Annotated in this window: 24 protein-coding genes and 1 other RNA gene; 18 read left to right on the top strand and 7 right to left on the bottom strand. The window is 49.8% G+C overall.

Annotated elements, in window-relative coordinates; all coding sequences use genetic code 11:
• Positions 1-121: 121 nt before the first annotated feature.
• The 3 genes from SHEWMR4_RS17515 to SHEWMR4_RS17505 all read left to right on the top strand — a co-directional run bounded on the left by SHEWMR4_RS17515 (position 122) and on the right by SHEWMR4_RS17505 (position 2,276).
• Positions 122-730: a DUF5610 domain-containing protein gene (locus SHEWMR4_RS17515; RefSeq protein ID WP_041408885.1), complete on the top strand. Its 609-nt coding sequence runs from the start codon at positions 122-124 to the stop codon at positions 728-730.
• Positions 731-859: 129 nt separating this feature from the next.
• Positions 860-1,609 (top strand): ferredoxin--NADP reductase, encoded by a 750-nt coding sequence (locus SHEWMR4_RS17510; protein WP_011624083.1) that lies wholly within the window; start codon positions 860-862, stop codon positions 1,607-1,609.
• A 70-nt stretch (positions 1,610-1,679) separates the two neighbouring features.
• Positions 1,680-2,276 (top strand): glutathione S-transferase N-terminal domain-containing protein, encoded by a 597-nt coding sequence (locus SHEWMR4_RS17505; RefSeq protein WP_011624082.1) that lies wholly within the window; start codon positions 1,680-1,682, stop codon positions 2,274-2,276.
• 7 nt (positions 2,277-2,283) lie between these two features.
• On the opposite strand, the gene SHEWMR4_RS17500 is transcribed toward SHEWMR4_RS17505, so the two are convergent.
• Positions 2,284-2,706: a hypothetical protein gene (locus SHEWMR4_RS17500; protein WP_011624081.1), complete on the bottom strand. Its 423-nt coding sequence runs from the start codon at positions 2,704-2,706 to the stop codon at positions 2,284-2,286.
• A 218-nt stretch (positions 2,707-2,924) separates the two neighbouring features.
• Between SHEWMR4_RS17500 and SHEWMR4_RS17495 the strand changes: the two genes are divergently transcribed.
• The 5 genes from SHEWMR4_RS17495 (at position 2,925) to SHEWMR4_RS17475 (ending at position 9,702) form a co-directional block, all read left to right on the top strand.
• Positions 2,925-3,932 carry a Fe(3+) ABC transporter substrate-binding protein gene (locus SHEWMR4_RS17495; protein ID WP_011624080.1) on the top strand — a complete coding sequence of 336 codons (1,008 nt, stop codon included), beginning with the start codon at positions 2,925-2,927 and terminating at the stop codon, positions 3,930-3,932.
• Between the two features lie 89 nt (positions 3,933-4,021).
• Entirely contained in the window at positions 4,022-5,656 is a 1,635-nt protein-coding gene (locus SHEWMR4_RS17490) for an ABC transporter permease (RefSeq protein WP_011624079.1), read from the top strand.
• A complete protein-coding gene (locus SHEWMR4_RS17485; protein ID WP_011624078.1) occupies positions 5,653-6,702 on the top strand; it encodes an ABC transporter ATP-binding protein in 1,050 nt (349 codons plus the stop codon). Before SHEWMR4_RS17490 ends, SHEWMR4_RS17485 begins: the two co-directional genes overlap by 4 nt.
• 139 nt (positions 6,703-6,841) lie before the next feature.
• Positions 6,842-8,554, top strand: a complete 1,713-nt coding sequence (gene ggt, locus SHEWMR4_RS17480; protein WP_011624077.1) for a gamma-glutamyltransferase — start codon at positions 6,842-6,844, stop codon at positions 8,552-8,554.
• Positions 8,555-8,760: 206 nt separating this feature from the next.
• Entirely contained in the window at positions 8,761-9,702 is a 942-nt protein-coding gene (locus SHEWMR4_RS17475) for a Dyp-type peroxidase (RefSeq protein ID WP_011624076.1), read from the top strand.
• 64 nt (positions 9,703-9,766) lie between these two features.
• Here the strand turns inward: SHEWMR4_RS17475 and SHEWMR4_RS17470 are convergent, their stop codons facing one another.
• Positions 9,767-10,669 (bottom strand): LysR family transcriptional regulator, encoded by a 903-nt coding sequence (locus tag SHEWMR4_RS17470; protein WP_011624075.1) that lies wholly within the window; start codon positions 10,667-10,669, stop codon positions 9,767-9,769.
• A gap of 103 nt (positions 10,670-10,772) precedes the next feature.
• On the opposite strand from SHEWMR4_RS17470, the gene SHEWMR4_RS17465 reads away from it, so the two are divergent.
• A complete protein-coding gene (locus SHEWMR4_RS17465; RefSeq protein ID WP_011624074.1) occupies positions 10,773-11,405 on the top strand; it encodes an NAD(P)-dependent oxidoreductase in 633 nt (210 codons plus the stop codon).
• A gap of 252 nt (positions 11,406-11,657) precedes the next feature.
• Here SHEWMR4_RS17465 and argR read toward each other — a convergent pair whose 3' ends face one another.
• Entirely contained in the window at positions 11,658-12,128 is a 471-nt protein-coding gene (gene argR / locus SHEWMR4_RS17460; RefSeq protein WP_011624073.1) for a transcriptional regulator ArgR, read from the bottom strand.
• Positions 12,129-12,418: 290 nt separating this feature from the next.
• Between argR and mdh the strand changes: the two genes are divergently transcribed.
• Positions 12,419-13,354, top strand: coding sequence for a malate dehydrogenase (gene mdh / locus SHEWMR4_RS17455; protein WP_011624072.1), 936 nt, complete (start codon positions 12,419-12,421; stop codon positions 13,352-13,354).
• Between the two features lie 79 nt (positions 13,355-13,433).
• On the opposite strand, the gene SHEWMR4_RS17450 is transcribed toward mdh, so the two are convergent.
• Positions 13,434-13,823 (bottom strand): thiol-disulfide oxidoreductase DCC family protein, encoded by a 390-nt coding sequence (locus tag SHEWMR4_RS17450; RefSeq protein WP_011624071.1) that lies wholly within the window; start codon positions 13,821-13,823, stop codon positions 13,434-13,436.
• Positions 13,824-14,033: 210 nt separating this feature from the next.
• Here SHEWMR4_RS17450 and folM point away from each other — a divergent pair, with 210 nt between their 5' ends.
• Positions 14,034-14,753 (top strand): dihydromonapterin reductase, encoded by a 720-nt coding sequence (gene folM / locus SHEWMR4_RS17445; RefSeq protein ID WP_011624070.1) that lies wholly within the window; start codon positions 14,034-14,036, stop codon positions 14,751-14,753.
• 139 nt (positions 14,754-14,892) lie between these two features.
• On the opposite strand, the gene SHEWMR4_RS17440 is transcribed toward folM, so the two are convergent.
• The 3 genes from SHEWMR4_RS17440 to SHEWMR4_RS17435 all read right to left on the bottom strand — a co-directional run bounded on the left by SHEWMR4_RS17440 (position 14,893) and on the right by SHEWMR4_RS17435 (position 16,173).
• Entirely contained in the window at positions 14,893-15,567 is a 675-nt protein-coding gene (locus SHEWMR4_RS17440) for a 5-formyltetrahydrofolate cyclo-ligase (protein WP_011624069.1), read from the bottom strand.
• Positions 15,568-15,574: 7 nt separating this feature from the next.
• Positions 15,575-15,755: non-coding RNA, 6S RNA (gene ssrS / locus SHEWMR4_RS20850), on the bottom strand.
• 115 nt (positions 15,756-15,870) lie between these two features.
• Entirely contained in the window at positions 15,871-16,173 is a 303-nt protein-coding gene (locus tag SHEWMR4_RS17435; protein ID WP_011624068.1) for a cell division protein ZapA, read from the bottom strand.
• A gap of 225 nt (positions 16,174-16,398) precedes the next feature.
• Here SHEWMR4_RS17435 and SHEWMR4_RS17430 point away from each other — a divergent pair, with 225 nt between their 5' ends.
• The 7 genes from SHEWMR4_RS17430 to SHEWMR4_RS20960 all read left to right on the top strand — a co-directional run bounded on the left by SHEWMR4_RS17430 (position 16,399) and on the right by SHEWMR4_RS20960 (position 24,744).
• A complete protein-coding gene (locus SHEWMR4_RS17430) occupies positions 16,399-16,974 on the top strand; it encodes a UPF0149 family protein (RefSeq protein WP_011624067.1) in 576 nt (191 codons plus the stop codon).
• Between the two features lie 105 nt (positions 16,975-17,079).
• Entirely contained in the window at positions 17,080-18,303 is a 1,224-nt protein-coding gene (gene ubiH / locus SHEWMR4_RS17425; RefSeq protein ID WP_011624066.1) for a 2-octaprenyl-6-methoxyphenyl hydroxylase, read from the top strand.
• Between the two features lie 36 nt (positions 18,304-18,339).
• On the top strand, positions 18,340-19,563 hold the full coding sequence (locus tag SHEWMR4_RS17420; protein WP_011624065.1) for an FAD-dependent oxidoreductase: 1,224 nt from the start codon (positions 18,340-18,342) through the stop codon (positions 19,561-19,563).
• Positions 19,564-19,963: 400 nt separating this feature from the next.
• The gene (gene gcvT / locus SHEWMR4_RS17415; protein ID WP_011624064.1) at positions 19,964-21,058 is read left to right on the top strand and encodes a glycine cleavage system aminomethyltransferase GcvT; all 1,095 of its coding nucleotides are present in this window, start codon (positions 19,964-19,966) and stop codon (positions 21,056-21,058) included.
• Positions 21,059-21,083: 25 nt separating this feature from the next.
• Complete coding sequence (gene gcvH / locus SHEWMR4_RS17410; protein WP_011071083.1) at positions 21,084-21,473, top strand: glycine cleavage system protein GcvH; 390 nt, start codon at positions 21,084-21,086, stop codon at positions 21,471-21,473.
• Between the two features lie 122 nt (positions 21,474-21,595).
• On the top strand, positions 21,596-24,484 hold the full coding sequence (gene gcvP, locus SHEWMR4_RS17405; RefSeq protein ID WP_011624063.1) for an aminomethyl-transferring glycine dehydrogenase: 2,889 nt from the start codon (positions 21,596-21,598) through the stop codon (positions 24,482-24,484).
• A gap of 92 nt (positions 24,485-24,576) precedes the next feature.
• Complete coding sequence (locus SHEWMR4_RS20960; protein WP_157037034.1) at positions 24,577-24,744, top strand: hypothetical protein; 168 nt, start codon at positions 24,577-24,579, stop codon at positions 24,742-24,744.
• The last annotated feature ends 117 nt before the right edge of the window (positions 24,745-24,861 follow it).

Below are 24,861 nucleotides of genomic sequence, written 5' to 3'. Positions count from 1 at the left end.
AGTAGATTCATCATGGGTATCATTGCCTTAGGTTGTGATGGTACTGCAATTTATAAAATTACTAAAGTTGCTCAATTTTTGGTCGATAATAAAGTCATCCCAAATTGAATGGATTAGCATCATGGAAATCAACAACCCTGTACAGGTACAGACGCCTGCTACGCCCCATAAGAAGTATGCTGACAATGCCGCTGCTAATAGTGAAAAGACGAAAAATGTGGAAGCGCCCGGCAAACAGACTGCATACCAAACCAGTAAGCAGCTAATGAACCAGGCTATTTTGTCGGCACAGGAAGAAGTGAGTCTAAAATCCGGTGATCAATCCATGGCGTTACTTTATCGCGCGGCAATTGAAGCGATAGATAAGGAATTAGCGCCTTCGATGGGGCCAAATGCTACCCAAACTAACTATGACAATAACGTCGATTATTCTCCCGAGGCGACGGCCGATAGGATTGTGAGTTTTGCGACGCAATTTTTTAGCATTCACCAACAGCAAAATTCGAATATGAGTCTGAACGATCAGCTCGACAGTTTTATGAGCATCATAGGCGGCGCTATCGATAATGGCTTTAAGGAGGCGCGGGATATTTTGTCCGGCCTTAAAGTGCTGCAAGGGGATATCGCCGATGGCGTCGATAAAACCTATGGATTAGTGCAAGAGGGATTGCAGGCCTTCCGAGATAGCTTCAATAAGAAACCAGATGAGACACAAACGGCTAGCGCATAATGTCCCGCGCTTAGCACTCAATGTTGTTGCCATTTCCCTTGTGTTAAGCCCCTTGCAATAAGGGGTTTTTGTTGCGCAGAGAACAGTCTATGCTAGGGGTCTATTTAACGTTTTGCTTGAGGGCGAGTTATGTGGACTAGGGGACGTGTTATTGAACGTATTGATTGGAGTGATAAATTATTTTCGCTGCGGATAGCGGCCGAACTGGCGCCCTTTATTCCGGGTCAATTTATTAAACTCAGTCAGCTGCAAGATGATAAGCGTGTCGCTAGAGCTTATTCCCTGGTTAATTCCCCCGATAAACCCTATGCCGAAATCTTGGCTGTCGCCGTAGAAGAGGGCCAGTTATCCCCACAATTACAAAATCTTGCCATCGGGGATGAAATCGAGATCACCCCCACAGCCACAGGCTTTATGACTTTAGATGAGATCCCTAAGGGAGCAGGGCAAGGCCCTCACTTATGGCTGTTAGCCACGGGCACGGCCGTGGGGCCATTTTTATCTATGCTCGATACGCCAGAGCCTTGGCAGCGTTTCGAAAAAGTCGTGCTCGTCTATGGTGTCCGCGAAGCTAAAGATTTAGCTTACCTTGATAAATTAAAGGCTTATTCGGTGCAATATCCTGATCAGTTTATCCTGTGTTTAACCGTCACCCGTGAAAAGCTTGACGATGCACTGCAATGCCGTATCCCCGATGGCTTAGTCTCGGGAGAGATTGAAGCTAAAGTCGGTTTAGCGCTCAGCGCGGCGGATTCACAGGTGATGATTTGTGGTAATCCGGGGATGATCAGTGGCGCGCAGGCCGCGTTGCTCGACAAGGGACTCGCGAAGAATTTACGCCGCGCTCCGGGACAAATTACCGTCGAGAAGTATTGGTAATCGGTTGAGTGTTAATGACAAATAATTAGTCTTAATCGTTTTAATGTCAGTCATATAGAAGGATTTTTTGATGAAGTTGCTCTGCTCCCTCGCTTCACCCTATGCTCGCTGTGTTCGCACATTAATCCGTTATTTAGGGATTAAGGATATCAAAGAAGTCTTAGTCAATCCGATGGAAAACACCGCCGAGCTGCTCGATGTTAACCCGCTTGGGCAGATCCCTTGCCTCATTACCAACGATGGTGTGCCTATCTTCGATAGCGAAGTGATCATACGCTATTTAGACGCCGAATTAGGTGAGCAGCAGATGTTCGGTGGCCAAGTGAATAATTGGGTATTGCAGTGCCAATATTCGATGATCAAAGGTCTTATCGATAGCGCAGTAAAATTGCGCCAAGAACAAATGCGTGAAGAGGAAGGGGTGAGATCGGCCTTTTGGACATCGCGTTTTGAGCAAGCGCTGCTGCGGGGTTTGATGCAAATGGAACACCAGAGTGTGATCACTCAGGCAACGATTCAGGCGCCACAATTAGCTTTAATTTGCTTATTAGATTATGTGGATTTCAGACATCCAGAACTCGATTGGCGTAAAGTGGCTCCCGCGACCTCGCTCTGGTTTAGTGAAATGCGCGATCTCCCGGCGTTTGTGGAAACTCGCCCAGCGTAAAAGGCGTTTAATGGTCTGTCGAGCGGCGGCCTCTATGGGTCTCACGGCGATTATGTTCACCAAACGCGCCGTAGAGATCCTTGGTAATGCCGTAATCTACCCTACGATCATTACCGGTTTGGCGTCTATCATCATAGTGTTGATAGCGGCACTGGCAATTGGCCATAGTGCATTCTTCCATGGGGAGTTCTGGGGCTTCCTTTGACAGAAAACGCTTCCCTTTGAGTTCATCTACCTGATCACAGCAACTGCCTTCATTTTCGATGCTGACGCAATGGAAGCGTCGATCCTGAGCTGCAAGCCGTTGATTTTTCTTTTTCACGGTTTCCATGAGTTTGACAAAGTGCTTGCGCTTTTTAGGACCGCGTTTGAGTGTCATAAACGCGAGTAGCGCTACCGCGATGACCAGCAGTAGTAAAACGCCCAACATACCGCCTCCTCATGTATTTTTAGCAAATTAAGGTTCAGTTTAGTTTGGTTTGAGATAATCACCAGTTTTAAGTTTTATTTCATTAAAAACAAAAAGTTAATCAACCTATTGCCCTACTTCATTTGATCTATTACTCTTACGCAACTGATAACTATTATCATTAATAGTCTTAAGAATTGACTCACGCTTGCTGTCATCATTTTGGGGAGAAATCGCGAATGAAATGGGTAACTTGTGCCGCTTTACTTGGGTTAATGTCGGTTGCGAATTCGGCTAGCGCTGATGAGACATTAACCGTTTACTCCTACCGTCAGCCGTTTTTGGTTGAGCCTATTCTGAAGCGTTTTACAGAGGAAACAGGCATAGGGGTAAATTTTGTCTTTGCGAAAGACGGTATTGCCGAGCGTATCGCCCGTGAAGGCCGTTTATCCCCTGCGGATTTAGTGTTAACTTCAGATTTCTCTCGCTTGGTTGAATTGGTTGACAAAGACCTGACTTCTCCCGTGAAAAGTGAGCAGCTCAATAGCAATATCCCCGCGCAATACCGCGATCCCGATGGACAATGGTATGCCTTAACGATGCGTGTGCGTAATCTCTATACGGCAAAAGATCGTCTCGGCCCACAAGCCATCAGCTACGAAGAGTTGGCCGATCCTAAGTACAAAGGCAAGATCTGTACCCGCAGTGGCAAGCATCCTTACAACATCGCCTTAGTGGCGTCTATGATCGCCCACCACGGTGAGGCCGACACTAAGACTTGGTTGCAAGGTGTGAAAACCAACTTGGCACGCAAGCCTCAGGGTAACGATAGAGCGCAGGTGAAGGCGGTTAAAGAGGGCTTGTGTGATATCGCCATTGGTAACAGCTACTACTACGGCAATATGCTGCAAGATCCGGAGCAAAAGAGCTGGGCTGAAGCCGTAGTGATTAACTTCCCGAACCAAGCCGATCGCGGTGCCCATGTGAACGTTTCTGGTATGGTGCTCACTCGCCATGCGCCGAATAAAGACAATGCAATCAAGTTGATGGAGTTTCTGTCTGCGGATGTGGCACAAAAAGCCTATGCCGAAGTAAACATGGAGTATCCGGTGAAAGCCGATGTCGCGCCTTCAACTTTAGTTGCTTCGTGGGGCGAGTTTAAATCCGACCAATTACCGATTTTCAAATTGGCGGAATACCACCAAGCGGCGGTGAAATTGTTAGATGAAGTTCAGTTCGATCTCTAGTTTGGCGTTACAATCGATAGCCAGATAATGAAGATAGTTAGACAGTGATAAGTGCGCCTTGATTGGCGCACTTAGGTTAAAGGATCCACATGATTTTAGGATTAGCCAGAAGCTGGTCGCTTACTGGTTATGCCATAGCCGCGCTACTGGTGTTACCCCTCTTTGCGTTAATTCTTCAGGCGGCGCAGCCCGATGAGGCCGTCTTTGGTCATCTGCTCTCCACTGTATTACCCACATATATCTCCAACAGCCTATGGTTGATCCTGTGGGTGAGTATTGGTTCACTCTTGTTGGCACTGCCCTGCGCTTGGTTAATGGCGCGCTGTGAGTTTGTTGCTAGGCGTTATCTGCAATGGGCCTTATTGCTCCCCTTGGCCATGCCAGCCTACATTGTTGCCTACGTGTATACCGATTTACTCGATTACGCAGGCCCAGTGCAAACCGGGCTTCGCTCTGTGTTTGGTTGGAGTTCGCCGCAGGATTACTTTTTCCCCGATATTCGTACCTTAGGTGGCGCGGCGTGCGTGTTGTCGTTGGTGCTCTTTCCCTATATTTATCTGTTGGCGCGTACCGCGTTTATGGAGCAATCCCTAAGCTTGGCCCACGCCTCTAGGATTATGGGGTGCTCGCCGTGGCAGAGTTTTTGGCGTTTATCCTTACCTATGGCAAGGCCCGCTTTGGCCGTGGGCGTGGCTTTAGTGGCGATGGAGACCGCGGCGGATTTTGCCACGGTCAACTACTTTGCCGTACCAACCCTGACCACTGCCGTGTATGACACTTGGCTAGGTTATGGCAATTTGACTGCGGCGGCTAAGCTCTCGGCCATTATTCTCTTGGTAGTGTTTAGTCTGATTGGAATGGAACGTTTTGCTCGCCGTAAGCAGCAGTTATTCCAAAAACAGTCCCGTATTCAAGCGAGCGATTTATATCGGCTCTCACCGATGCAAACCCTGTTTGCCCTCGGCTATTGCATCACCTTGCTCGTGCTGGCCTTTGTGCTGCCAAGCGGGATTTTACTTTCCTATGCCATCGATTATTTTGAGCAGAGCTGGGATCCGATTTTCTGGCAATTGAGCGTGAATAGCTTGAGCCTTGCACTCATCACTAGCCTAGTGTGCAGCACGATTGCATTGATATTGATGTTTATTCGCCGCGTGAGCCCAAGAGCGAGCGATGCGCTGCCATCACGTTTGGCATCGACTGGCTATGCCTTGCCTGGCACAGTACTTGCGATTGGCGTACTGGTGCCATTAACCCTGCTCGATTTTGCGATCAACGACTTAGCCGATTGGTTGGGGATGACAGGCCCAGGGCTCCTGCTTACGGGCAGTACGGCCGCGCTGGTTTTTGCCTTTTGTGTGCGCTTTGTGGCTATCGCCATCGGCAGCGTAGAGACTAGCTATAAACGCATTTCGCCGTCACTGGACATGGTGAGCCTGACCTTAGGGCAGAGCCCTAGCCGACTATTGCAAAGAGTGCATCTGCCGCTGCTCACTAAGGGTTTATTTGCTGGGGCATTGCTGGTGTTTATCGAAAGCATGAAAGAATTACCGGCGGCATTGTTGCTGCGGCCCATAGGATTTGAGAATCTCGCCACCTATGTCTTCCAGTTTGTCTCAGACGAAAAGCTTGAACATGGCGCCTTGCCCGCCATTGTGATTGTACTCGTGGGTTTAGTCCCGCTGATTTATTTAAACCGTTCCTTGGAGCAAGATAGCCGATGACCAGTACCCTCAGTCTTCATCAAGTTCATAGCGATTATCAGGGCCAACAGGTACTCAAAGGCTTAGATTTAACCTTGGCGCAAGGGGAAATCCTTGCGCTGTTAGGCCCAAGTGGCTGCGGCAAAACCACTTTGCTCAGGGCTGTGGCAGGATTGCAGGCCATCAGCCAAGGTGAAATCCAAATTAATGGCAAGACGGTTAGCGGCGCAGGGCAATTTGTGCCGAGTGAGCAACGGGGTATAGGGATGATTTTCCAAGACTATGCCTTGTTCCCCCATTTGACCGTCGCCGAGAATATTCTCTTTGGTGTGGCAAAATTAACGCCTGCGCAGCGCAAGGCGCGGTTAGATGACATGCTCGCCCTAGTGAAACTCGAAGGGTTAGCCAAACGCTATCCCCATGAGCTATCTGGCGGGCAGCAGCAGCGGGTGTCGATTGCACGCGCACTAGCCTATGAGCCGCAATTGCTGTTACTCGATGAGCCTTTTTCGAATATCGATGCCCAAGTGCGCCACAGCATGATGGCGGAGATCCGCAGCATACTCAAACAGCGTAATGTCAGCGCGGTATTTGTGACCCACAGCAAGGATGAGGCCTTCGTCTTTGCCGATACCTTAGCCATTTTCAACCAAGGCGTGATAGTGCAGCATGGCCGCGCCGAGGACTTATATGCCGCGCCCAATAGCCGCTATGTGGCGGATTTTCTCGGCAGTGGCAACTACTTACCCGCCGAAGTGCTCGATGGCCATAGTGTTGCCACCCCGATTGGTGAGCTGCGCAGCCTGACGCCCTTGTCGCAATCCCATGCTTTTAATGGGCAAGTGTTTTTACGGCCACAGCAATTGGCGCTTAGCGCCGATGATGCGGGTGTGGGGACGATTACCGAGCGGCGCTTCCTCGGGGCATTTTGCCATTATTGGGTGAAAGTCGAGGCGGCGTCCCACGCTCATGATGTTGAAGTACGCAGTCAAATCATGCAGTTGAATGTTGGCCAGCGAGTGGGATTAAGCACTGAACCACATTCTCTGGTGCTATTTGAGTCTTAAGCAGGCTGCAGAGGATATGTCACTGTATCAGCATAAAGTATGACATTTTTGCTTACGTTTAACTTGGGTAAAAAACCTCTAGATTGCTGATATTTTCAGCCTTCCTTGTTACCTTAATTCCTCCAGAGTGGGAGGAATTATGATAAAAACAATAAAATCAATTTGTACCTTAGTCACAGTGGCGACAGCAATGTCGTCATCGGGAGTATTGGCCATGGATAGGATCACGGGTAAAGCCTTTGCGACGCGCTCAGAAGTGTATGCCACCCATGGGATGGCAGCGACCAGCCAACCGCTAGCGACACAGGTGGCGATTGATGTATTAAAACAGGGTGGCAGTGCCGTGGATGCGGCGATTGCAGCCAATGCCATGCTGGGCTTAGTCGAGCCTACAGGTGCCGGGGTTGGCGGCGATTTATTTGCTATTGTCTGGAGCGCTAAAGATAAAAAACTCTATGGCCTCAATGCCTCGGGTCGTAGCCCCAAATCCTTAACCCTAGAGAAGCTCAAATCCCTCGGCTTAGATTACTTACCGCCCTTTGGGCCGCTGCCCGTATCGGTTCCCGGTGCGGTGGATGGATGGTTCGAGCTGCACGATAAGTTCGGCAAACTGCCGATGGCCGATAATTTAGCGCCAGCGATTCGTTATGCCCGCGAAGGTTTCCCCGTTTCTGAGCTGATTGCTTATTATCTTAATGGCAGTGGTAAAAAACTCGGGCAATTCCCCGGTTTTAAAGAAACCTATATGCCCAATGGCAAAATGCCTGCGGTAGGGGAAATCTTTAAAAATCCCGCATTAGCAAACACCTACGAGAAAATTGCCAAGGGCGGTCGCGACGCATTCTATAAGGGCGACATTGCCAAGAGCATAGATAAATACATTAAGGCTCAAGGCGGTTACCTCAGTTATGAAGACCTAGCCAGCCATACTAGCGACTGGGTTGAACCCGTATCGGCTAACTACCGTGGCTACGATGTGTGGGAATTGCCGCCTAACGGGCAGGGGATTGCTGCACTACAGATCTTAAAAACCATGGAGCCCTTCGATGTCGCGGCCATGGGCTTTAACAGCCCCGAATATGTGCATTTATTCGTAGAGGCCAAAAAACTTGCCTTTGCCGACCGCGCGAAATTCTATGCCGATATGGCCTTTAATAAAGTGCCAGTTAAAGATCTGATTTCGCAGCAATATAATTACGATCGCGCCAAGCTCATCGACTTAAACAAGGCGGCTAAGAGTGTCGATGCGGGTAATCCTGCGCTGCAACATGGGGATACTGTGTATCTGACAACCGCAGATAAAGACGGCAATATGGTGTCGCTGATCCAGAGTAACTACCGCGGCATGGGCTCAGGTATGACGCCACCGGATCTCGGCTTTGTGCTGCAGGATCGCGGGCAGATGTTCGATCTCACCGAAGGTCGTTTCAACACCTACGCGCCGGGTAAGCGCCCCTTCCATACCATTATTCCCGCCTTTGTAACTAAAGACGGTAAACCTTGGCTAAGTTTTGGGGTGATGGGCGGTGCAACGCAGCCGCAAATGCACGCGCAGATCATTGTTAATCTGATTGATTTTAAAATGAACTTGCAAGAAGCGGGCGATGCCCCCAGAATTTTGCACACAGGTTCGACCGAGCCTACGGGCGAGGTGATGAATGACGGTGGCTATGTGAGCTTGGAATCAGGCTTCCCCGTTGAAACTCGCCGTGAGCTGATTAAGAAAGGCCATGTGCTCCGCGATGGGCTTGGTGATTTTGGCGGATATCAAGCCATTGGTTTTAATGCTGAAACGGGCGTTTACCGCGGCGCCTCCGAAAGCCGTAAAGACGGTTATGCCGCGGGTTACTAAGGCATAATTTGCTTGCGGCGTAATGAGCGCCGAAGCTTGCGCAAGACTGATTGACGAGGCGTAATGGCCTCGTCAATTTTTATATTCCAGTCTACAAACGTGTTTACATTACAAAGACGGACAAACTGTGCGTTACTTAATGTCATTTTCAGGTAAAGTTGCGGATAATATTGCCGAAAATGAATCGACAAAAGGGTGATAACCAGATGGATATTCAAAATATGCCGCGTGAACAGTTGGGTGTGTGTGCAGAGGGAAACTTACATAGCGTCTATTTGATGTTTAATGCGAGCGACAACGATAACGTTGAATCGCAATTGCGTCCCTGTATTGCCAACGTTGCGCAGTATATTTATGAGTTGACGGATCAATATTCCGACAGCGCATTCAATGGTTTTGTGGGCATAGGCGCCAACTATTGGGACAGCCTCTATCCTGATGCTCGCCCCGAAATGCTCAAACCATTCCCAGCGATGCAAGCGGGTAACCGTGAGGCACCTGCGATCGAATACGATCTGTTTGTGCACATTCGCTGCGACCGCTACGACATTTTGCATTTAGTCGCCAACGAAATCAGCCAAATGTTCGAAGACTTAGTCGAGTTAGTCGAAGAGGAACGCGGCTTTAGATTTATGGATAGTCGCGACTTAACGGGCTTTGTCGATGGCACCGAAAACCCTAAAGGACGCCATCGTCAAGAGGTCGCCTTAGTCGGGGATGAAGATCCTGAATTTAAAGGCGGCAGCTACATTCACGTGCAAAAGTACGCCCACAACTTGAGTAAGTGGCATAGATTACCGCTTAAAAAGCAAGAAGATATTATCGGTCGCACCAAACAAGACAATATCGAATACGAGTCCGAAGATAAGCCATTAACTAGCCATATCAAGCGGGTAAACCTCAAGGATGACAACGGCAAGTCGATTGAGATTTTGCGCCAGAGCATGCCTTACGGCTCGCTCAAGGAGCAGGGGCTGATGTTTATTTCAACCTGCCGTACGCCAGAGCACTTCGAAAAGATGCTCCACAGCATGGTGTTTGGCGATGGTGCGGGTAATCACGACCATTTGATGCACTTCACCAGTGCCTTGACGGGCTCTTCTTTCTTCGCCCCAAGCTTAGATTTTTTGATGCAATTCGATAATTAAGCCTGCGTAAAACCTTAGATAACGCACTGAGCCTTAAAGCCTCAGTGCGTTTTTGTTTGTAGGCTTAACTCGATGCCGTCCACTTACTGAGATCCTGTTGCCATTGCTGGGCGGTACAATCGATAAAGGCGCGCACCAGCGCTTGTTGATAACTGCGGGAGAGGTACACAGCCCAAAGGGTTTGCCCTGGCGCAGTGTATGCTGGGAGCACTTCTTGTAGTTGGCCGCTGGCCAGATAGGGATTAGCTAAGTCGCAGGGCAAGTAGGCTATGCCATGCCCGCGCAATGCGGCGCTGACGAGGACTCCCATTTCATTCGCCATCAGATTCCCCATAGGTTTAATCAGCTCACTCTGTTGCTCCTTGAGTAGCTGCCAATGTTGCTGCGAACTATGGATAAGGCAATTATGGCTGAGCAAATCGTTAGGGACGGTTAGCGACTCGGCTTGAGCCAAGTAACTGGGCGCGGCGCACAGCACGGCATCTATGTTCATCAGTTTGCGGGCAATCAAATTCTCATCGGGCTGCTCGGTATAGCGCAGTGCCACGTCCACCCGCTCATCCACTAATTGAGCAAAACTGTCCGACATTAACAGCTGAATATTGACCTTAGGGTGTAATTTTATAAAGCGATCGACCACATCAAATAGACTGTGTTGCCCAAGTCCGACGGGCGTGGCAATACGAATACTGCCAACTAATTCGGTGTTATGGCTATGGGCGCGGCTTTCCATTGCGGCGACTTCGCTCAGCACTCGCTGACAATATTGCAGGGCTTCTTCACCCTGTAGAGTGAGGCTCACGCTGCGGGTCGTGCGGTGCAGTAAACGTAAACTTAGCCACTGCTCAATTTCTTGAATATGACGTGAAACCTGTAGGCGACTCAGATCGAGGTGTTCTGCGGCCTTAGTAAAGCTGCCACAGTTGGCCACTTCGATAAAACTACGCATGGCGGCGATTTTATCCATTAGTATCTCAATCTGAAACAATCATGCTCATTTATCGATATTTATCACGAGAAGTGTCGCAAGTAAACTGGTCTCAATTTAAATCAGTAGCGAGACTTATCAAATGAAAATTGCAGTATTAGGTGCATCAGGTTGGATTGGCGGAACCATTTTTAACGAGGCGCGAAGCCGTGGTCATGAAGTGGTTGCCTTAGTGCGTGACCCAAGCAAGCTTGGCGAAACCGAGGCAGAAGTGCGTAGTGTCGACCTGACTCAGCCATTGGAAGCCGACACATTTGCAGGTGTCGATGTAGTGATTGCCGCAGTGGGTGCGCGCGCCGAGCAGAACCATGGCATAGTCGCGAAGACGGTCAATAATCTGTTAGCCGTGTTGCCACAGGCAAAAGTGCCTCGTCTACTTTGGGTCGGTGGTGCAGGTAGTTTAGAAGTTGCGCCGGGAGTGACCTTAGTGTCTACGCCAGATTTCCCGCCCGCCTATAAGGATGAAGCCTTGGCTCAAGGTGAGGCATTGAAGGCATTTCGCGCCGCTAACACCATTGTTAACTGGACTTTTGTCAGCCCTGCGGCAGAAATCTACCCAGGTGCCAGTGAAGGCCCATACCGTTTAGGTGGCGATAGCTTCTTTACCGATGCGAATGGCCAGAGCAAGATTTCTGTGGCCGACTACGCCAAAGCGATGCTCGATGAAGCAGAAAAAGCGGCGCATCTTAATCAAAGGATCAGTGTGGCCTACTAAGGCTGACGATCTTAGCACTACCGGCTAAGTCGACGAACTCAGGTTTGTGAGCTCAGGTTTGTGAGCTCAGGTTTGTAAGCTCAGGTTTGTAAGCTTGGGGTGACGAGTGTTTGTTCTCGGTGTGCGTCATCCAAACCAACAGATAGGTCTTGTGCTGTAACGTAATTGGGACAAAAGCACTGAAACGAGGGCAATGTTGGACTGAAAAGCGTACAGATAAAACAGAACAGGTCAGCAAGCTGACCTGTTTTTTTATTCTGCGTAGTTGAATAAAGATTTGATGGTTTCCAAGGTATCGGCGATATCTTGGATGCTGGATGGACAGATAAAGATAGTGTCGTCTCCGGCAATGGTCCCCAAAATCCCTTCTGGTTTACCGATGGAATCCAATAAACGGGCAATTAATTGCGCGGCGCCAGGGCTGGTGCGAACGACAATCATGGCTTGGTTATGGTCAACATCGAGTACTAAGTTCTTTAACGGGCTGCCTGCGGTAGGCACGCCGAGTTCGGCGGGTAAGCAATAAACCATCTCCTGCTTAGCGTTGCGGGTGCGCACTGCACCGAACTTGCTCAGCATCCGAGACACTTTCGATTGGTTAATATTGCTAAAGCCTTCTGCTTGTAAAGCGGCGACAATTTCACTCTGGGAGCCAAAGCGCTCCTCTTTTAAAATCGCCTTAAAAATTCTAACAAGGTCATCCTGATTCTTGGTCGTTTGCATAGTCTTATTCTTTATTCAAAAAAACAGGCGTATTTTGAATAGTTTTGGCCAAAGTGTCAACAAATAACCATTATGACTGAATAAAAATGCAATTTATGGATGGCTAGATAGCCGTGTTGTCGGTATTGATATTGAACTAGAGTAAATATTCAACATTGGAATGCTCAGTTTCGCTAAAACTTTGTCTCCACGACTAAGGGATAATTGAAATTAACGTGACATTCCAGTAATGTGACGCCAACGGAAATTAGATCCATGTCACACATATCCGAGAAATAACGGAGATAACTATGAAAGTTGCTGTACTTGGTGCTGCTGGTGGTATCGGCCAGGCTCTTGCCCTACTGTTAAAAACTCAACTGCCTGCGGGTTCACAATTGTCTCTATACGATATCGCACCGGTAACTCCGGGTGTTGCGGTTGACTTGAGCCACATCCCAACTGCTGTTGAAATCAAAGGTTTTGCTGGCGAAGATCCAACACCTGCACTGGTTGGTGCTGATGTTGTATTGATCTCTGCTGGTGTTGCACGTAAGCCAGGTATGGATCGCTCAGATCTGTTCAATATCAACGCAGGTATCGTACGTAACCTGATCGAGAAAGTGGCAGTAACTTGCCCTAAAGCGTTAGTGGGTATCATCACTAACCCAGTAAACACTACTGTTGCTATCGCGGCTGAAGTGTTGAAGAAAGCCGGTGTTTACGACAAGAACCGTCTGTTCGGTGTGACGACTCTGGACGTTATCCGTTCTGAAACCTTTATCGCTGAATTAAAAGGCTTAAACGTTGCTGACGTTAAAGTGAACGTGATCGGCGGCCACAGTGGCGTGACTATTCTGCCATTACTGTCTCAAGTTGAAGGCGTGACTTTCTCTGATGAAGAAGTGGCTTCTCTGACCAAGCGTATCCAAAACGCGGGTACTGAAGTGGTTGAAGCTAAAGCCGGTGGCGGAAGCGCGACTCTGTCTATGGGTCAAGCGGCTTGCCGTTTCGGTATGTCTCTGGTTCGTGGTCTGCAAGGCGAAGCTAACATCGTTGAATGTGCCTATGTTGACGGCGGCAGCGAGCACGCAGAATTCTTCGCTCAACCAGTGCTGTTAGGCAAAAACGGTATCGAAAAAGTACTGCCTTACGGTGAAGTGAGCGCATTCGAAGCTAACGCCCGTGATTCTATGTTAGATACGCTGAAAGGCGATATCAAACTAGGCGTTGATTTCGTTAAGTAATCCATCTGGATTATCAAAAAACGGAGCCTAATGGCTCCGTTTTTTTATGGGCTAAATGTGAGTTCTTACTTGAGGCTAGCTACTTAGGCAGTTGGCATTGATTGTCGCAGCGCGCCTTGCCTGTCAATAGGTAAGAGATGCGGTATCTGTGCTTGGCGAAGCGAAGATACGTCCAGTCCGCAACGGGTTTGATAAGGGGAAGTCGTAGCATCTGCACCCAAGGGCGCGTACCCGTTAATTCCCAAGCCTTACAAGTCACATCGAGTCCGAGCAAAATCTCACCCGACGCCGTTTCACCATGAAGAATGGTATTGGCGTACTCTTTATCGATATAGCCGAATCGAGCGCCAAAATGCTCGGCATTAAGATCCACAAGTTCGATGCGATCATCGGGATCGCGCGCTTTAAGCTGACGCATTTCGGCGCTACATAAAGGGCAATTACCGTCGTAAAAAATCCGCAGTTCCATAGGGCTTCCTCGATTAAGCTGGCCTTGAGTATACGCGGGCGCCATCATTTTAGATCTTAATCATGCAGCCTTTAATGCCTTAATGATTAGGTGCAGGATGATAAAGACAGTAACATTCTGCGTATTACACTGTTTTATTGATGATTTACTTAACAAGATTTGCCCTACATTGAACGCATAAGCCCGTATTCGGCAAATAACAGGATGAATATGACAGCTCCCATTATTATCACAGGTGTGGGTAAACGCATTGGCTACGCCCTCGCGAAACACTTGCTCGCCCAAGGGCACAAGGTGATTGGCACCTATCGCAGCCATTATCCCAGCATCGATGAGTTGCAGTCTTTGGGCGCGACCTTAATCCAATGCGACTTCTACGATAATACGCAGCTCCAAACCCTGATTGAGCAATTGAGCCAATATCCCAAAATCCGCGCCATTATCCATAACGCCTCTGACTGGCTGCCAGATAACAGCCCAAGCCTTGCCGCCCATGAAGTCATGCAGCGCATGATGCAGGTGCATGTGAGCGTGCCCTATCAAATGAACTTGGCCTTAGCCTCGCAGCTGCGAGCGGGAGCCGAGGGCGAGATTGGCGCCAGCGATATTATCCATTTCACCGATTATGTGGCCGAAAAGGGCAGCGCCAAGCACATGGCTTACGCGGCCAGCAAGGCGGCACTGGATAACTTAACCTTATCCTTTGCGGCAAAATTGGCACCTGAGGTCAAAGTGAATGCGATTGCTCCTGCGATGATCCTCTTTAATCCAAGCGATGATGAAGCCTATCGGCAAAAGACCTTGGCTAAGGCCATCTTGCCAAAAGAAGCTGGAAATCAGGAGATTATCGCCTTAGTGGATTATCTATTGGCGAGCCGCTACGTCACAGGGCGTAGCCACAATGTCGATGGTGGGCGGCATTTAAAGTAAAAAGAATCTAGAACGGCCTGCGGCCTCTAGAATGCCATTGCATGGCTCTAGAATCTAGATTCAATCAAGAAGAAGTCGTTATGGAGCGATGCTCTGCTTTTTCTAGCAGCGAAGCGCTCTAGCTTCTAGCACCTACTTTTCAAAACTCCCATTCTCTGCTTGGGGTGATGATAGCCGGTAAGGGCACATCCCAATGCTCGCAGGGCAGGGCCGTGACCTGTTGGCAATCATGGGCGTAACCCATGGGCAGAGGTTTACCTTTGGCGTGCCAATTGGCTAATGTTCTGTCGTAATAGCCACCGCCCATGCCCATACGATTGCCTTTGATATCGAAGGCAACCAGCGGGGTGACCACCACATCGAGTCGCTCAATCGGCATCACGGCGCGCACATCCAACTTAGGCTCTAAAATGCCAAATTGATTCGGCTGCATTGGCGAGTCGGCGTGGTAATGCAAAAACAATAATTGCCCTGCATTAAAGGGGTGGAGCCGTGGCAGATAGGTTTGAATCCCCTGTCGCCAAAGCGCTGCGATCAGCGGAGCGGTTGCCAATTCACCATCGTGGGTGAGGTAAAGTGCGACATGCTGGGCATTCAGCGCGCTAAGTTTTTCGAGCATTCGCTGACTGGCGGCAAGGCTCGCCTCAGTCTGCACTTCAATCGGCAGCGAGCGGCGAGCCAAGCGGATCTGTTTGCGTAATTCGGCGCGGCTTAGCGTTGGGCTTAGCGACTGGGTATCAATTGCAGACTGATTGCCGTGTGGCCCCTTGACTGTTGGGGCTGAAGTGTTCGAGACAGGTGAAGTGATAGACATAAATAAGATGCTCCCCAGAATGCCGCTACCGGTGTAGCCCTTGAACCGTAGGTTCAAGGCGGGTAAATGATTACCTCCTAAGGCTTCTCGGTACGAGCCGAGCATGCTCAATGTCAGTAAAGCATTCACCCTGAGATCAAAATTATCGGCACAGGGACATTACCAGTTGGCCTGCACCCCAGGGAGCAAAAACGGTATTGAATCGCTAATATCTTGGCTTAAAAAGTATAGGCCAGTTTAGCCATTCACTGTGCAACTCTTCTCAGATTGATGGTGCTTGGCACCGAGTGGCACAGTCTAAATCTATTTGGTTGAACGCTCAACTAAGGCGTTTTCCAAGGTTGACTGCAACAGGCTGATGCGGTCATCCATTTGTTTCATATACTGCTTATTCTTTTGCTTTTCTTGGTACAACTCGTGTCCAATATTCAGCGCCGCCATAATGGCAATTTCTTCGCGGCTTAAGCTATTAGTGCGATTTTTTAAGGTGGTTAGCTGTAGCTCAACCCCTTGCGCCACTACGCGTAAGGCATCTTCCTGACCTTTCGGACAGGCGATAGAGTAGGTGCGCCCTAGCAGGGTGATTTCAACTGCACTATTACTCATTCGAAGATGATCCTTTCGTTGGCATCGATAGGGCGGACTATATAGGGCTGATATTAAAAGTGCAAGGTAAGCCGCCGATGGATTGCACATTCGCCGTTTTGTTTGCTGCTTGTGTGAGCAGTTGCCGGAATTTTTATCTTCGTCCTCAAGAATGCCGGATCAGAGTTGGTTCAAGTCTTTATCTCTGCTAGCATTGCTGCTAGAAAATTCTGATTGGAATCTGATATGGCGACCCCTCCTTCGTTACGCATCGACAGCTTAAAAATCGCCCTCGATGCGGCTGAAATTGGTCAGCATCCCGTGGAAGTGCACGGTGCCCTTGTGGGTTTAATCTGCGGTGGCGTAGAGCAAACCGGCGATCTGTGGATTAAACCGTTATTTGACCTGATGAATGATGGTCAGCCCTTACCCGCACCTCTGCATCAATTGGTGTGTGAGTTGTTCCAAGACTCGGTTGCCCGTTTGAGTGACTTTGATTTTGGTTTTATGCCATTGCTTCCCGAAGAGGAAGAGCCGTTAAGTCAACGGGTTGAGGCCTTGTCCCTGTGGACGCAAAGCTTCTTAACGGGCATTGCCATTATCCAGCCTAAGCTGAATAAAGCCTCGGCCGAAGTGCGTGAAGTGATCAAAGATCTGGCCGAGATCGCCCAAGTGGAATTTGATGTTGCCGATGATGAAGAATCGGAAACGGCTTACACAGAGTTGCTGGAATTTGTGCGTATTGCCGCCATTTTGTGTTACTCCGAGTTTGGCCCTGAGCCGAGCCACGGAGAGGGCGACGATCCCGCGGTGATCCATTAATTGTAGAAAGAGAAAGGCGGAACGATTCCGCCTTTAATGAGTTTCAAATCTAACATCCTGATGGCGAAACGCTTTTAGCCATGCCATAGCTTGAATGAGAACCCCATGACGGTAGCAGAGCACATGGATAATTCAGTTCAAAATGTCGATATTGCCATTGTTGGTGGCGCCATGGCGGGGGCTACTCTCGCGCTGGCCTTAGCGCGTTTGTCTGGCACTGAAAAACCTTTATCTATTGCCTTAATCGAGGCGCATCTTCCCGATAATAGCCACCCCGGCTTTGACGCCCGCTCCATCGCGATTGCCCATGGTTCCATCTTCGAGTTATCCCGTTTAGGTTTATGGCCGAAACTGGCGCATTTAGGCACGGCGATTAAGGATATCCACGTATCCGATCGCGGCCATTTTGGGATGACGGAGCTCAACGCCAGTCAGTTTCACTTAGATGCGCTGGGCCAAGTCGTCGAGCTGGAAAGAGTCGGCCAAGTGCTGTTTAGCGAGCTTCATAAAACTCAGGTTAAGCTGTATTGCCCTGCCAAACTGTCAGAGTTAATCCCGGCTAACGAGAGTCACACCCTAGTGCTCGATTCCGGCGAGCGGATTTGCGCCAAGCTGGTGGTCGCGGCCGATGGCTTGCAGTCCAAGGTGCGCAGTAGTTTTAATCTGCCCATCACTCAAGTGGCGTTTGAGCAAACCGCGATTATCGCCAATTTGCAAACCGATAAGCCGCATCAGCACTGGGCTTATGAACGCTTTACCGAGACTGGCCCACTGGCATTATTACCAATGGCTGATAGCCAAGGACAGCCGCGTTTATCCCTCGTCTGGGCACTCGACGATAACCGCGCTCAAACGATGCTCACAGTGCCCAAGGCCGAGTTTTTAGCTGCGTTGCAGCAAGCCTTTGGCTATCGCGCAGGCCAGTTTATCGACGTTAGTGAGCGCCATGCTTATCCGTTAAATCTGTCCTACATGCCAAGGCCGATTCACCATAGGTGCGTGTTTATCGGTAATGCGGCGCAGACTCTGCACCCGATTGCGGGGCAGGGGTTTAACTTGGGCCTTCGGGATGTCGTCAGCCTGCTCGATGTGCTGCAACGCGCGCTGGCGCAGGGTGAGGATATCGGCGGTGTCGCCGTTACCCATGGCTATTTGCAGGCCCGTGAGGCGGATAGAAACAGCACTATTCGCAATATTGAATTTTTAGTCCGTGGCTTCTCTAACCAATACTGGCCCTTGGCCCTTGGGCGTAATCTGGGATTGCGTCTGTTATCTTGGTTCCCGCCACTGAAAACCCCCGTCGCGCAGAAGGCGATGGGCTGGAAATAATCATTACTGGTATCGCAACGCGAAAAGGATGTACCCATGTTAAGTTCACAAGCCTATGACATTGCCATTGTGGGTGGCGGCATGGTGGGACTCGCCACCGCGATAGGATTGGCGCAGGCCAACTTGAATGTCGTCGTGATCGATGCTCAAAGCACCCAAGCCGTGAGCGGTGAGCCAAGGCTTAGGGTCAGCGCGATCAACAAAGCGAGCCAACGTCTGCTCGAGCACCTCGGCGCTTGGCACTATGTCGATGCCAGCCGCGCGACGCCCTATCAAAAAATGGCGGTATGGGATAAAGACGGCTTTGGTAAAATCGCCTTCGATGCCAGTAGCATCAGTGAACCTAGCCTTGGCGCCATTATCGAAAATGATGCCATCAGCTACGCCCTCGCCAAGCGTGCCAGTGAATTTGACAATATCACCCATATCGAAAACCAACGCATAGAGCGTATCGCCTTTGGTGAGCGTGAAGCTTGGTTGACCTTAGCCAATAGCGCCGATGCCGAAATCGAGAGCGTTAGCGCCGCACTCGTAATTGCCGCTGATGGTGCTAATTCTTGGGTGCGCGAACAATGTAAGATCCCGTTAACCTTCTGGGATTATGGCCATCATGCGATTGTGGCGACCATTCGCAGCGAAATGCCGCACCTTGCCACCGCCCGCCAAGTGTTTTTGCAGGACGGCCCGCTGGCCTTCTTGCCGTTATATGAAGACAACCTCTGCTCCATCGTCTGGTCAGTGCCGCCAGAGCGCGCCACCGAGTTACTCGAGATGGCGCCAGAGCAGTTCGAGCGCAATCTTACCGCCGCCTTCGACGGTCGCCTCGGCATTTGCAAGCTTGAGAGTGAACGCCAAGCCTTTCCACTGCGGATGCGCTACGCCCGCCATTTTGCCCGCCACCGTTTAGTGCTCGCGGGGGATGCGGCCCACACCATTCATCCATTAGCTGGCCAGGGGGTAAACCTAGGCTTCCTCGATGCCGCCAGCATTATCGAAGTCATCGGCGAGCTACACGAGGCGGGTAAAGATATCGGTGATTATGCCCAGCTGCGCGCCCTTGAGCGTTGGCGCAAGGCGGATGCGATGGAGATGATTGCGGCGATGGAAGGCTTTAAGCGCCTGTTCGAGGGTAGCAATCCCCTTAAAAAAGCCATTCGCGATCTGGGACTCAACCTCGTTGATAATGTCGCTGGGCTGAAAACAGTGTTCATGCAACAGGCCATGGGCAATAAGTCCTCACTCCCCAAGTTATGTCGCTAGCCTCGGTTGCGCTAATGTAATCATAATTGCTGATAATATCAGCGATTTGATTGCAGGCTGCGCAAATCTCGCTTTCGTATGTAAAAAAATTACATGTTAAAGATGAGAAAATCTAATGACACTGGCTTCGGATTAGAAAAATCTCCTGTATACAAATTTGTGACGCAAGGTATAATTTCGCCGCATTTTAGACCCTAGTACTTATACCAATCACGATAAATATCTGATTAATTCAGAGCGAAATCAGGCGTTGCAGTGACAGACGCATTGATACAGAAAGAATCACCTTTCAAATTGATGCATCGTGGAAGTGAAATGCCGATTAGCCAGATATTTAGCCGGATTTGTATCACCCTACGCTAGGCAGAGACCTGAAGAAGGCCGCAAAAAAGGGATAACAATGGCTAATAAAACTGTTCTGTTTAACAAGCACTTAGAATCAAACGCTAAGATGGTCGACTTCCACGGTTGGGATATGCCCCTCAACTATGGTTCACAAATCGAAGAACACCACGCCGTGCGTCAAGACGCAGGTATGTTCGACGTGTCCCACATGACTGTGGTTGATGTGACCGGAACCGACGCTTGTGCATTCCTCCGTAAGTTGCTGGCAAACGATGTGGCCAAACTTAAAGTTCCTGGTAAAGCCTTATACGGCGGCATGTTAGATGACAATGCCGGCATCATCGACGACCTGATCACTTACTACCTGACCGACACTTTCTACCGTGTTGTCGTCAACAGCGCGACCCGCGAAAAAGACTTAGCGTGGATCGCCAAACAATCCCAAGGTTTTGATGTCACAGTGACTGAGCGTCCTGAGCTGGCGATGATCGCCGTTCAAGGTCCTAACGCTAAGGCTAAAGCCGCCGCCGTATTCAGTAGCGATCAAAATGCCGCCATCGAAGGCATGAAACCTTTCTTCGGTAAGCAAGCAGGCTCTCTGTTTATTGCGACCACTGGTTACACAGGTGAAGTGGGCTACGAGATCATCGTGCCAGAAACTGAAGCCGAAGCCCTGTGGCAAGCTCTGTTAGATCAAGGCGTTAAACCATGTGGTTTAGGCGCTCGCGATACATTACGTCTCGAAGCCGGTATGAACCTCTACGGCTTAGATATGGACGAAACCATCAACCCACTGGCCGCCAACATGGGCTGGACCATCGCATGGGAGCCAACTGACCGTGACTTTATCGGTCGTAAGGCGCTTGAAGCCCTGCGCGATGCGGGTACCGACAAATTAGTCGGTCTGGTGATGGAAGAAAAAGGCGTGTTACGCCATGATATGCCAGTATTTTTCACCGATGCAGCGGGTGTTGAGCAGCAAGGTGTGATTACCAGCGGTACTTTCTCGCCAACATTGGGCTATTCTATTGCGATGGCGCGTGTTCCTAACTCGATTGGGGATACGGCGGAAGTCGAAATGCGTAAAAAGCGCGTGGCTGTTAGAGTAGTAGCGCCAAACTTTGTGCGCAACGGTAAACAAGCATTTTAAAAAAACGGAACAAGGAACAAGAACAATGAGCAATATTCCGACAGAACTGAAATACGCCTCTTCACACGAATGGATCCGCAAGGAAGAAGACGGTAGCTACACTGTGGGTATCACTGAGCATGCTCAAGAGCTGTTAGGTGACATGGTTTTCGTTGAGCTGCCAGAAGTGGGCGACACTGTGACTGCAGGCGACGACTGTGCAGTGGCAGAATCAGTGAAAGCGGCTTCTGACATCTACGCGCCAATCTCTGGTGAAGTGATTGCCGTCAACGAAGCACTGGAAGATTCTCCAGAGCTCGTAAACAGCGACGCTTACGGCGAAGGCTGGTTCTTCCGCGTTATGCCTTCAGATGAATCTGAAGTTGACGCTCTGCTCGATGCAGAAGGTTACCAAGCTGTAATCGACGAGGAATAATCGTCGACGCTAACGAAGCCCCAAGGGGCTTCGTTTGTTTTAGCGCAAGTTTGACATAACAATAGCCCGTTTATCAGTACCCTACAGTTCTGAGCTACGGCAAATCTGGAACAAGGTTTATCATGACCAAGCAAACCCTCACTCAGTTAGAACAGCACGATTTATTCTTACGTCGCCATATCGGCCCGGATAGCAGCCAACAACAAGAAATGTTGAACTACGTTGGTGCTGAGTCTCTGGACGATCTGACTGCGCAAATCGTGCCTGAGTCGATCCGTTTAAGCCAAGAGTTGAGCATTGGTGATTCCTGCGGCGAAGCCGAAGGCATTGCTTACATTCGTGGTTTAGCCAAACAAAACCAAGTCTTCAAAAGCTATATTGGTATGGGTTACTACGGTACCCAAGTACCTAATGTGATTTTACGTAACGTCTTCGAAAATCCAGGTTGGTACACGGCGTACACGCCCTATCAGCCAGAGATCGCCCAAGGCCGTTTAGAAGCCATTCTAAACTTCCAACAAGTGTCTATGGATTTAACCGGTTTAGATTTAGCCTCTGCTTCACTGCTGGACGAAGCGACTGCCGCCGCCGAAGCGATGGCGCTGGCTAAGCGTGTGTCTAAAGCCAAAAAAGCCAACATCTTCTTCGTAGCCGATGACGTATTCCCACAAACCTTAGACGTAGTGAAGACTCGCGCTGAGTGTTTTGGTTTTGAAGTGGTGGTAGGTCCTGCCCATGAAGCAGTAAACCACGAACTGTTTGGTGCCCTGTTCCAGTATTCAAACCGTTTCGGTCAAATCACTGACTTCACTGACTTATTTGCCGAATTACGCGCGAAAAACGTGATTGTGACAGTGGCTGCCGACATCATGGCATTAGTGTTACTCAAGTCACCGGGTGCCATGGGCGCCGATGTGGTCTTCGGTAGCGCGCAGCGTTTCGGTGTGCCGATGGGCTTTGGTGGTCCACACGCGGCCTTCTTCGTGGCCCGTGACGAGCACAAACGCTCTATGCCAGGCCGTATCATCGGTGTGTCAAAGGACACCCGTGGTAACCGCGCACTGCGTATGGCGATGCAAACTCGTGAGCAACATATTCGCCGCGAAAAAGCCAACTCAAACATCTGTACCGCGCAAATTCTGTTAGCGAACATGGCGTCTTTCTACGCCGTATTCCACGGCCCACAAGGCCTGAAAACCATCGCATCACGCATCAACCGCTTCACCGATATCTTAGCCGCTGGCTTACAAGCTAAAGGCGTGAGCTTAGTGAACAACACTTGGTTCGATACCATCAGCATCAAAGGCTTAGACGTTGCAGCTGTGAATGCTCGCGCGCTGGCCGCTGAAATGAACCTGCGTTTCGATGCTGACGGCATCGTTGGCGTGAGCTTAGATGAAACCACTCTCCGCACCGATATCGACGCCCTGTTCGATGTGATTTTAGGTGCTGGTCATGGCTTAGACGTTGCCGCATTAGATGCGCAAATTGTGGCGCAAGGTAGCCAATCGATTCCTGAGGCTTTAGTGCGTCAGGATGCGATTCTGACTCACCCAACCTTCAATCGCTACCAAAGCGAAACCGAGATGATGCGTTATATCAAGCGTCTCGAAAGCAAAGACTTAGCACTGAACTACTCAATGATTTCATTGGGTTCATGCACCATGAAGTTAAACGCTGCGGTTGAAATGCTGCCGGTGAGCTGGCCAGAATTTGCTAACATGCACCCATTCTGCCCACTGGATCAAGCCAAGGGTTACACTCAACTGATTGAAGAATTATCTTCATGGTTAGTGAATGTCACAGGTTACGATGCAGTTTGTATCCAACCTAACTCTGGCGCACAGGGTGAATACGCAGGTCTGCTGGCGATTCGTAAATACCACGAGTCTCGCGGGCAGGCCCACAGAAACATCTGCTTAATCCCACAATCTGCCCACGGTACTAACCCTGCATCGGCGCAATTAGCCGGTATGCAAGTGGTTGTGACTGCCTGTGACAAGCAAGGTAACGTGGATTTAGAAGATCTGAAGGCCAAAGCGGCTGAAGTGGCAGAAAACCTGTCATGTATCATGATCACTTACCCATCGACTCACGGTGTGTACGAAGAATCTATCCGCGAAATCTGCAACATAGTGCATCAGCACGGTGGTCAAGTGTACTTGGACGGCGCCAACATGAACGCCCAAGTTGGCTTAACCTCACCAGGCTTTATCGGTGCCGACGTGTCGCACCTTAACCTGCACAAAACCTTCGCGATTCCACACGGCGGCGGTGGTCCAGGTATGGGCCCAATCGGTGTGAAAGCACACTTAGCACCGTTCGTAGCGGGTCACGTTGTGGTGAAACCAGGCCGCGAAAGCGATAACAACGGTGCGGTATCAGCAGCGCCATACGGCAGTGCTGGCATTCTGCCAATCAGCTGGATGTACATTAAGCTGCTCGGTTCAAACGGCCTGAAAAAGTCGACTCAAACCGCGCTGTTAAACGCTAACTACGTGATGAAGAAGCTGTCTGAACACTACCCAGTACTGTTCCGTGGCCGTAACGATCGCGTCGCGCACGAATGTATTATCGACCTGCGTCCAATTAAAGAAGCCTCTGGCGTGACCGAAATGGATATCGCTAAGCGTCTGAACGACTACGGTTTCCACGCGCCAACCATGAGCTTCCCTGTTGCGGGCACGCTGATGATTGAGCCAACCGAATCTGAGTCTAAGGTTGAACTGGACCGCTTTATCGACGCTATGGTGTCAATCCGCGCTGAAATCGCTAAGGTTGAAGCGGGCGAGTGGCCAGCGGACAACAACCCGCTGCACAACGCGCCACACACTATGGCCGATATTATGGACAGCGCGTTTGATTCACGCCCATATAGCCGTGAAGTTGCCGTGTTCCCAAGTGCCGCGGTGCGTACTAACAAGTTCTGGCCAACCGTGAATCGTATTGATGACGTGTACGGCGACCGTAATTTGTTCTGTGCGTGTGTGCCGTTATCAGACTACGAATAAGGGCTGAATAGTACGTTATTCAGGTCTAACGTTTGATGAAAGCGAACCCATAGCGGTTCGCTTTTTTATTGCCTGCAATTTGGGTTTTAGTTGTGTTTAAGATAAGTGAGTTTCTGTCGAATGGTGTGCTGCGAATGGGCTATTTTGTGGCTTCTGGCAACGGTACTTCCCAATTGCCTGCCGCAGGCTCTCGCACTGTTACACCAGTGACTCGCTGTAAATACATCCCTGTAAGCTCTGCTAAAACATCCATGTTTTAGAAGGTCACTGGTGCAACAATGCCAGTTTTGGTGTAACCATTGAGTGAAGAGTTTTACCTGCATTTAGTCGTTTCTGTTGACCATATATTCATAGTACCTAATTTATATAACTATTAA

It is taken from the genome of Shewanella sp. MR-4, assembly GCF_000014685.1.
Taxonomy (GTDB): Bacteria; Pseudomonadota; Gammaproteobacteria; order Enterobacterales; family Shewanellaceae; genus Shewanella.
Note: the sequence above shows the minus strand (reverse complement) of the source record. Positions and strands in the feature narration are given on the sequence as shown.

Excerpts from the sequence above, each read along its gene's own strand:
- SHEWMR4_RS17515 (WP_041408885.1), top strand. The coding sequence starts at position 122 with ATGGAAATCAACAACCCTGTACAGGTACAGACGCCTGCTACGCCCCAT.
- SHEWMR4_RS17510 (WP_011624083.1), top strand. The coding sequence starts at position 860 with ATGTGGACTAGGGGACGTGTTATTGAACGTATTGATTGGAGTGATAAA.
- SHEWMR4_RS17505 (WP_011624082.1), top strand. The coding sequence starts at position 1,680 with ATGAAGTTGCTCTGCTCCCTCGCTTCACCCTATGCTCGCTGTGTTCGC.
- SHEWMR4_RS17500 (WP_011624081.1), bottom strand. The coding sequence starts at position 2,706 with ATGTTGGGCGTTTTACTACTGCTGGTCATCGCGGTAGCGCTACTCGCG.
- SHEWMR4_RS17495 (WP_011624080.1), top strand. The coding sequence starts at position 2,925 with ATGAAATGGGTAACTTGTGCCGCTTTACTTGGGTTAATGTCGGTTGCG.
- SHEWMR4_RS17490 (WP_011624079.1), top strand. The coding sequence starts at position 4,022 with ATGATTTTAGGATTAGCCAGAAGCTGGTCGCTTACTGGTTATGCCATA.
- SHEWMR4_RS17485 (WP_011624078.1), top strand. The coding sequence starts at position 5,653 with ATGACCAGTACCCTCAGTCTTCATCAAGTTCATAGCGATTATCAGGGC.
- ggt (WP_011624077.1), top strand. The coding sequence starts at position 6,842 with ATGATAAAAACAATAAAATCAATTTGTACCTTAGTCACAGTGGCGACA.
- SHEWMR4_RS17475 (WP_011624076.1), top strand. The coding sequence starts at position 8,761 with ATGGATATTCAAAATATGCCGCGTGAACAGTTGGGTGTGTGTGCAGAG.
- SHEWMR4_RS17470 (WP_011624075.1), bottom strand. The coding sequence starts at position 10,669 with ATGGATAAAATCGCCGCCATGCGTAGTTTTATCGAAGTGGCCAACTGT.
- SHEWMR4_RS17465 (WP_011624074.1), top strand. The coding sequence starts at position 10,773 with ATGAAAATTGCAGTATTAGGTGCATCAGGTTGGATTGGCGGAACCATT.
- argR (WP_011624073.1), bottom strand. The coding sequence starts at position 12,128 with ATGCAAACGACCAAGAATCAGGATGACCTTGTTAGAATTTTTAAGGCG.
- mdh (WP_011624072.1), top strand. The coding sequence starts at position 12,419 with ATGAAAGTTGCTGTACTTGGTGCTGCTGGTGGTATCGGCCAGGCTCTT.
- SHEWMR4_RS17450 (WP_011624071.1), bottom strand. The coding sequence starts at position 13,823 with ATGGAACTGCGGATTTTTTACGACGGTAATTGCCCTTTATGTAGCGCC.
- folM (WP_011624070.1), top strand. The coding sequence starts at position 14,034 with ATGACAGCTCCCATTATTATCACAGGTGTGGGTAAACGCATTGGCTAC.
- SHEWMR4_RS17440 (WP_011624069.1), bottom strand. The coding sequence starts at position 15,567 with ATGTCTATCACTTCACCTGTCTCGAACACTTCAGCCCCAACAGTCAAG.
- SHEWMR4_RS17435 (WP_011624068.1), bottom strand. The coding sequence starts at position 16,173 with ATGAGTAATAGTGCAGTTGAAATCACCCTGCTAGGGCGCACCTACTCT.
- SHEWMR4_RS17430 (WP_011624067.1), top strand. The coding sequence starts at position 16,399 with ATGGCGACCCCTCCTTCGTTACGCATCGACAGCTTAAAAATCGCCCTC.
- ubiH (WP_011624066.1), top strand. The coding sequence starts at position 17,080 with ATGACGGTAGCAGAGCACATGGATAATTCAGTTCAAAATGTCGATATT.
- SHEWMR4_RS17420 (WP_011624065.1), top strand. The coding sequence starts at position 18,340 with ATGTTAAGTTCACAAGCCTATGACATTGCCATTGTGGGTGGCGGCATG.
- gcvT (WP_011624064.1), top strand. The coding sequence starts at position 19,964 with ATGGCTAATAAAACTGTTCTGTTTAACAAGCACTTAGAATCAAACGCT.
- gcvH (WP_011071083.1), top strand. The coding sequence starts at position 21,084 with ATGAGCAATATTCCGACAGAACTGAAATACGCCTCTTCACACGAATGG.
- gcvP (WP_011624063.1), top strand. The coding sequence starts at position 21,596 with ATGACCAAGCAAACCCTCACTCAGTTAGAACAGCACGATTTATTCTTA.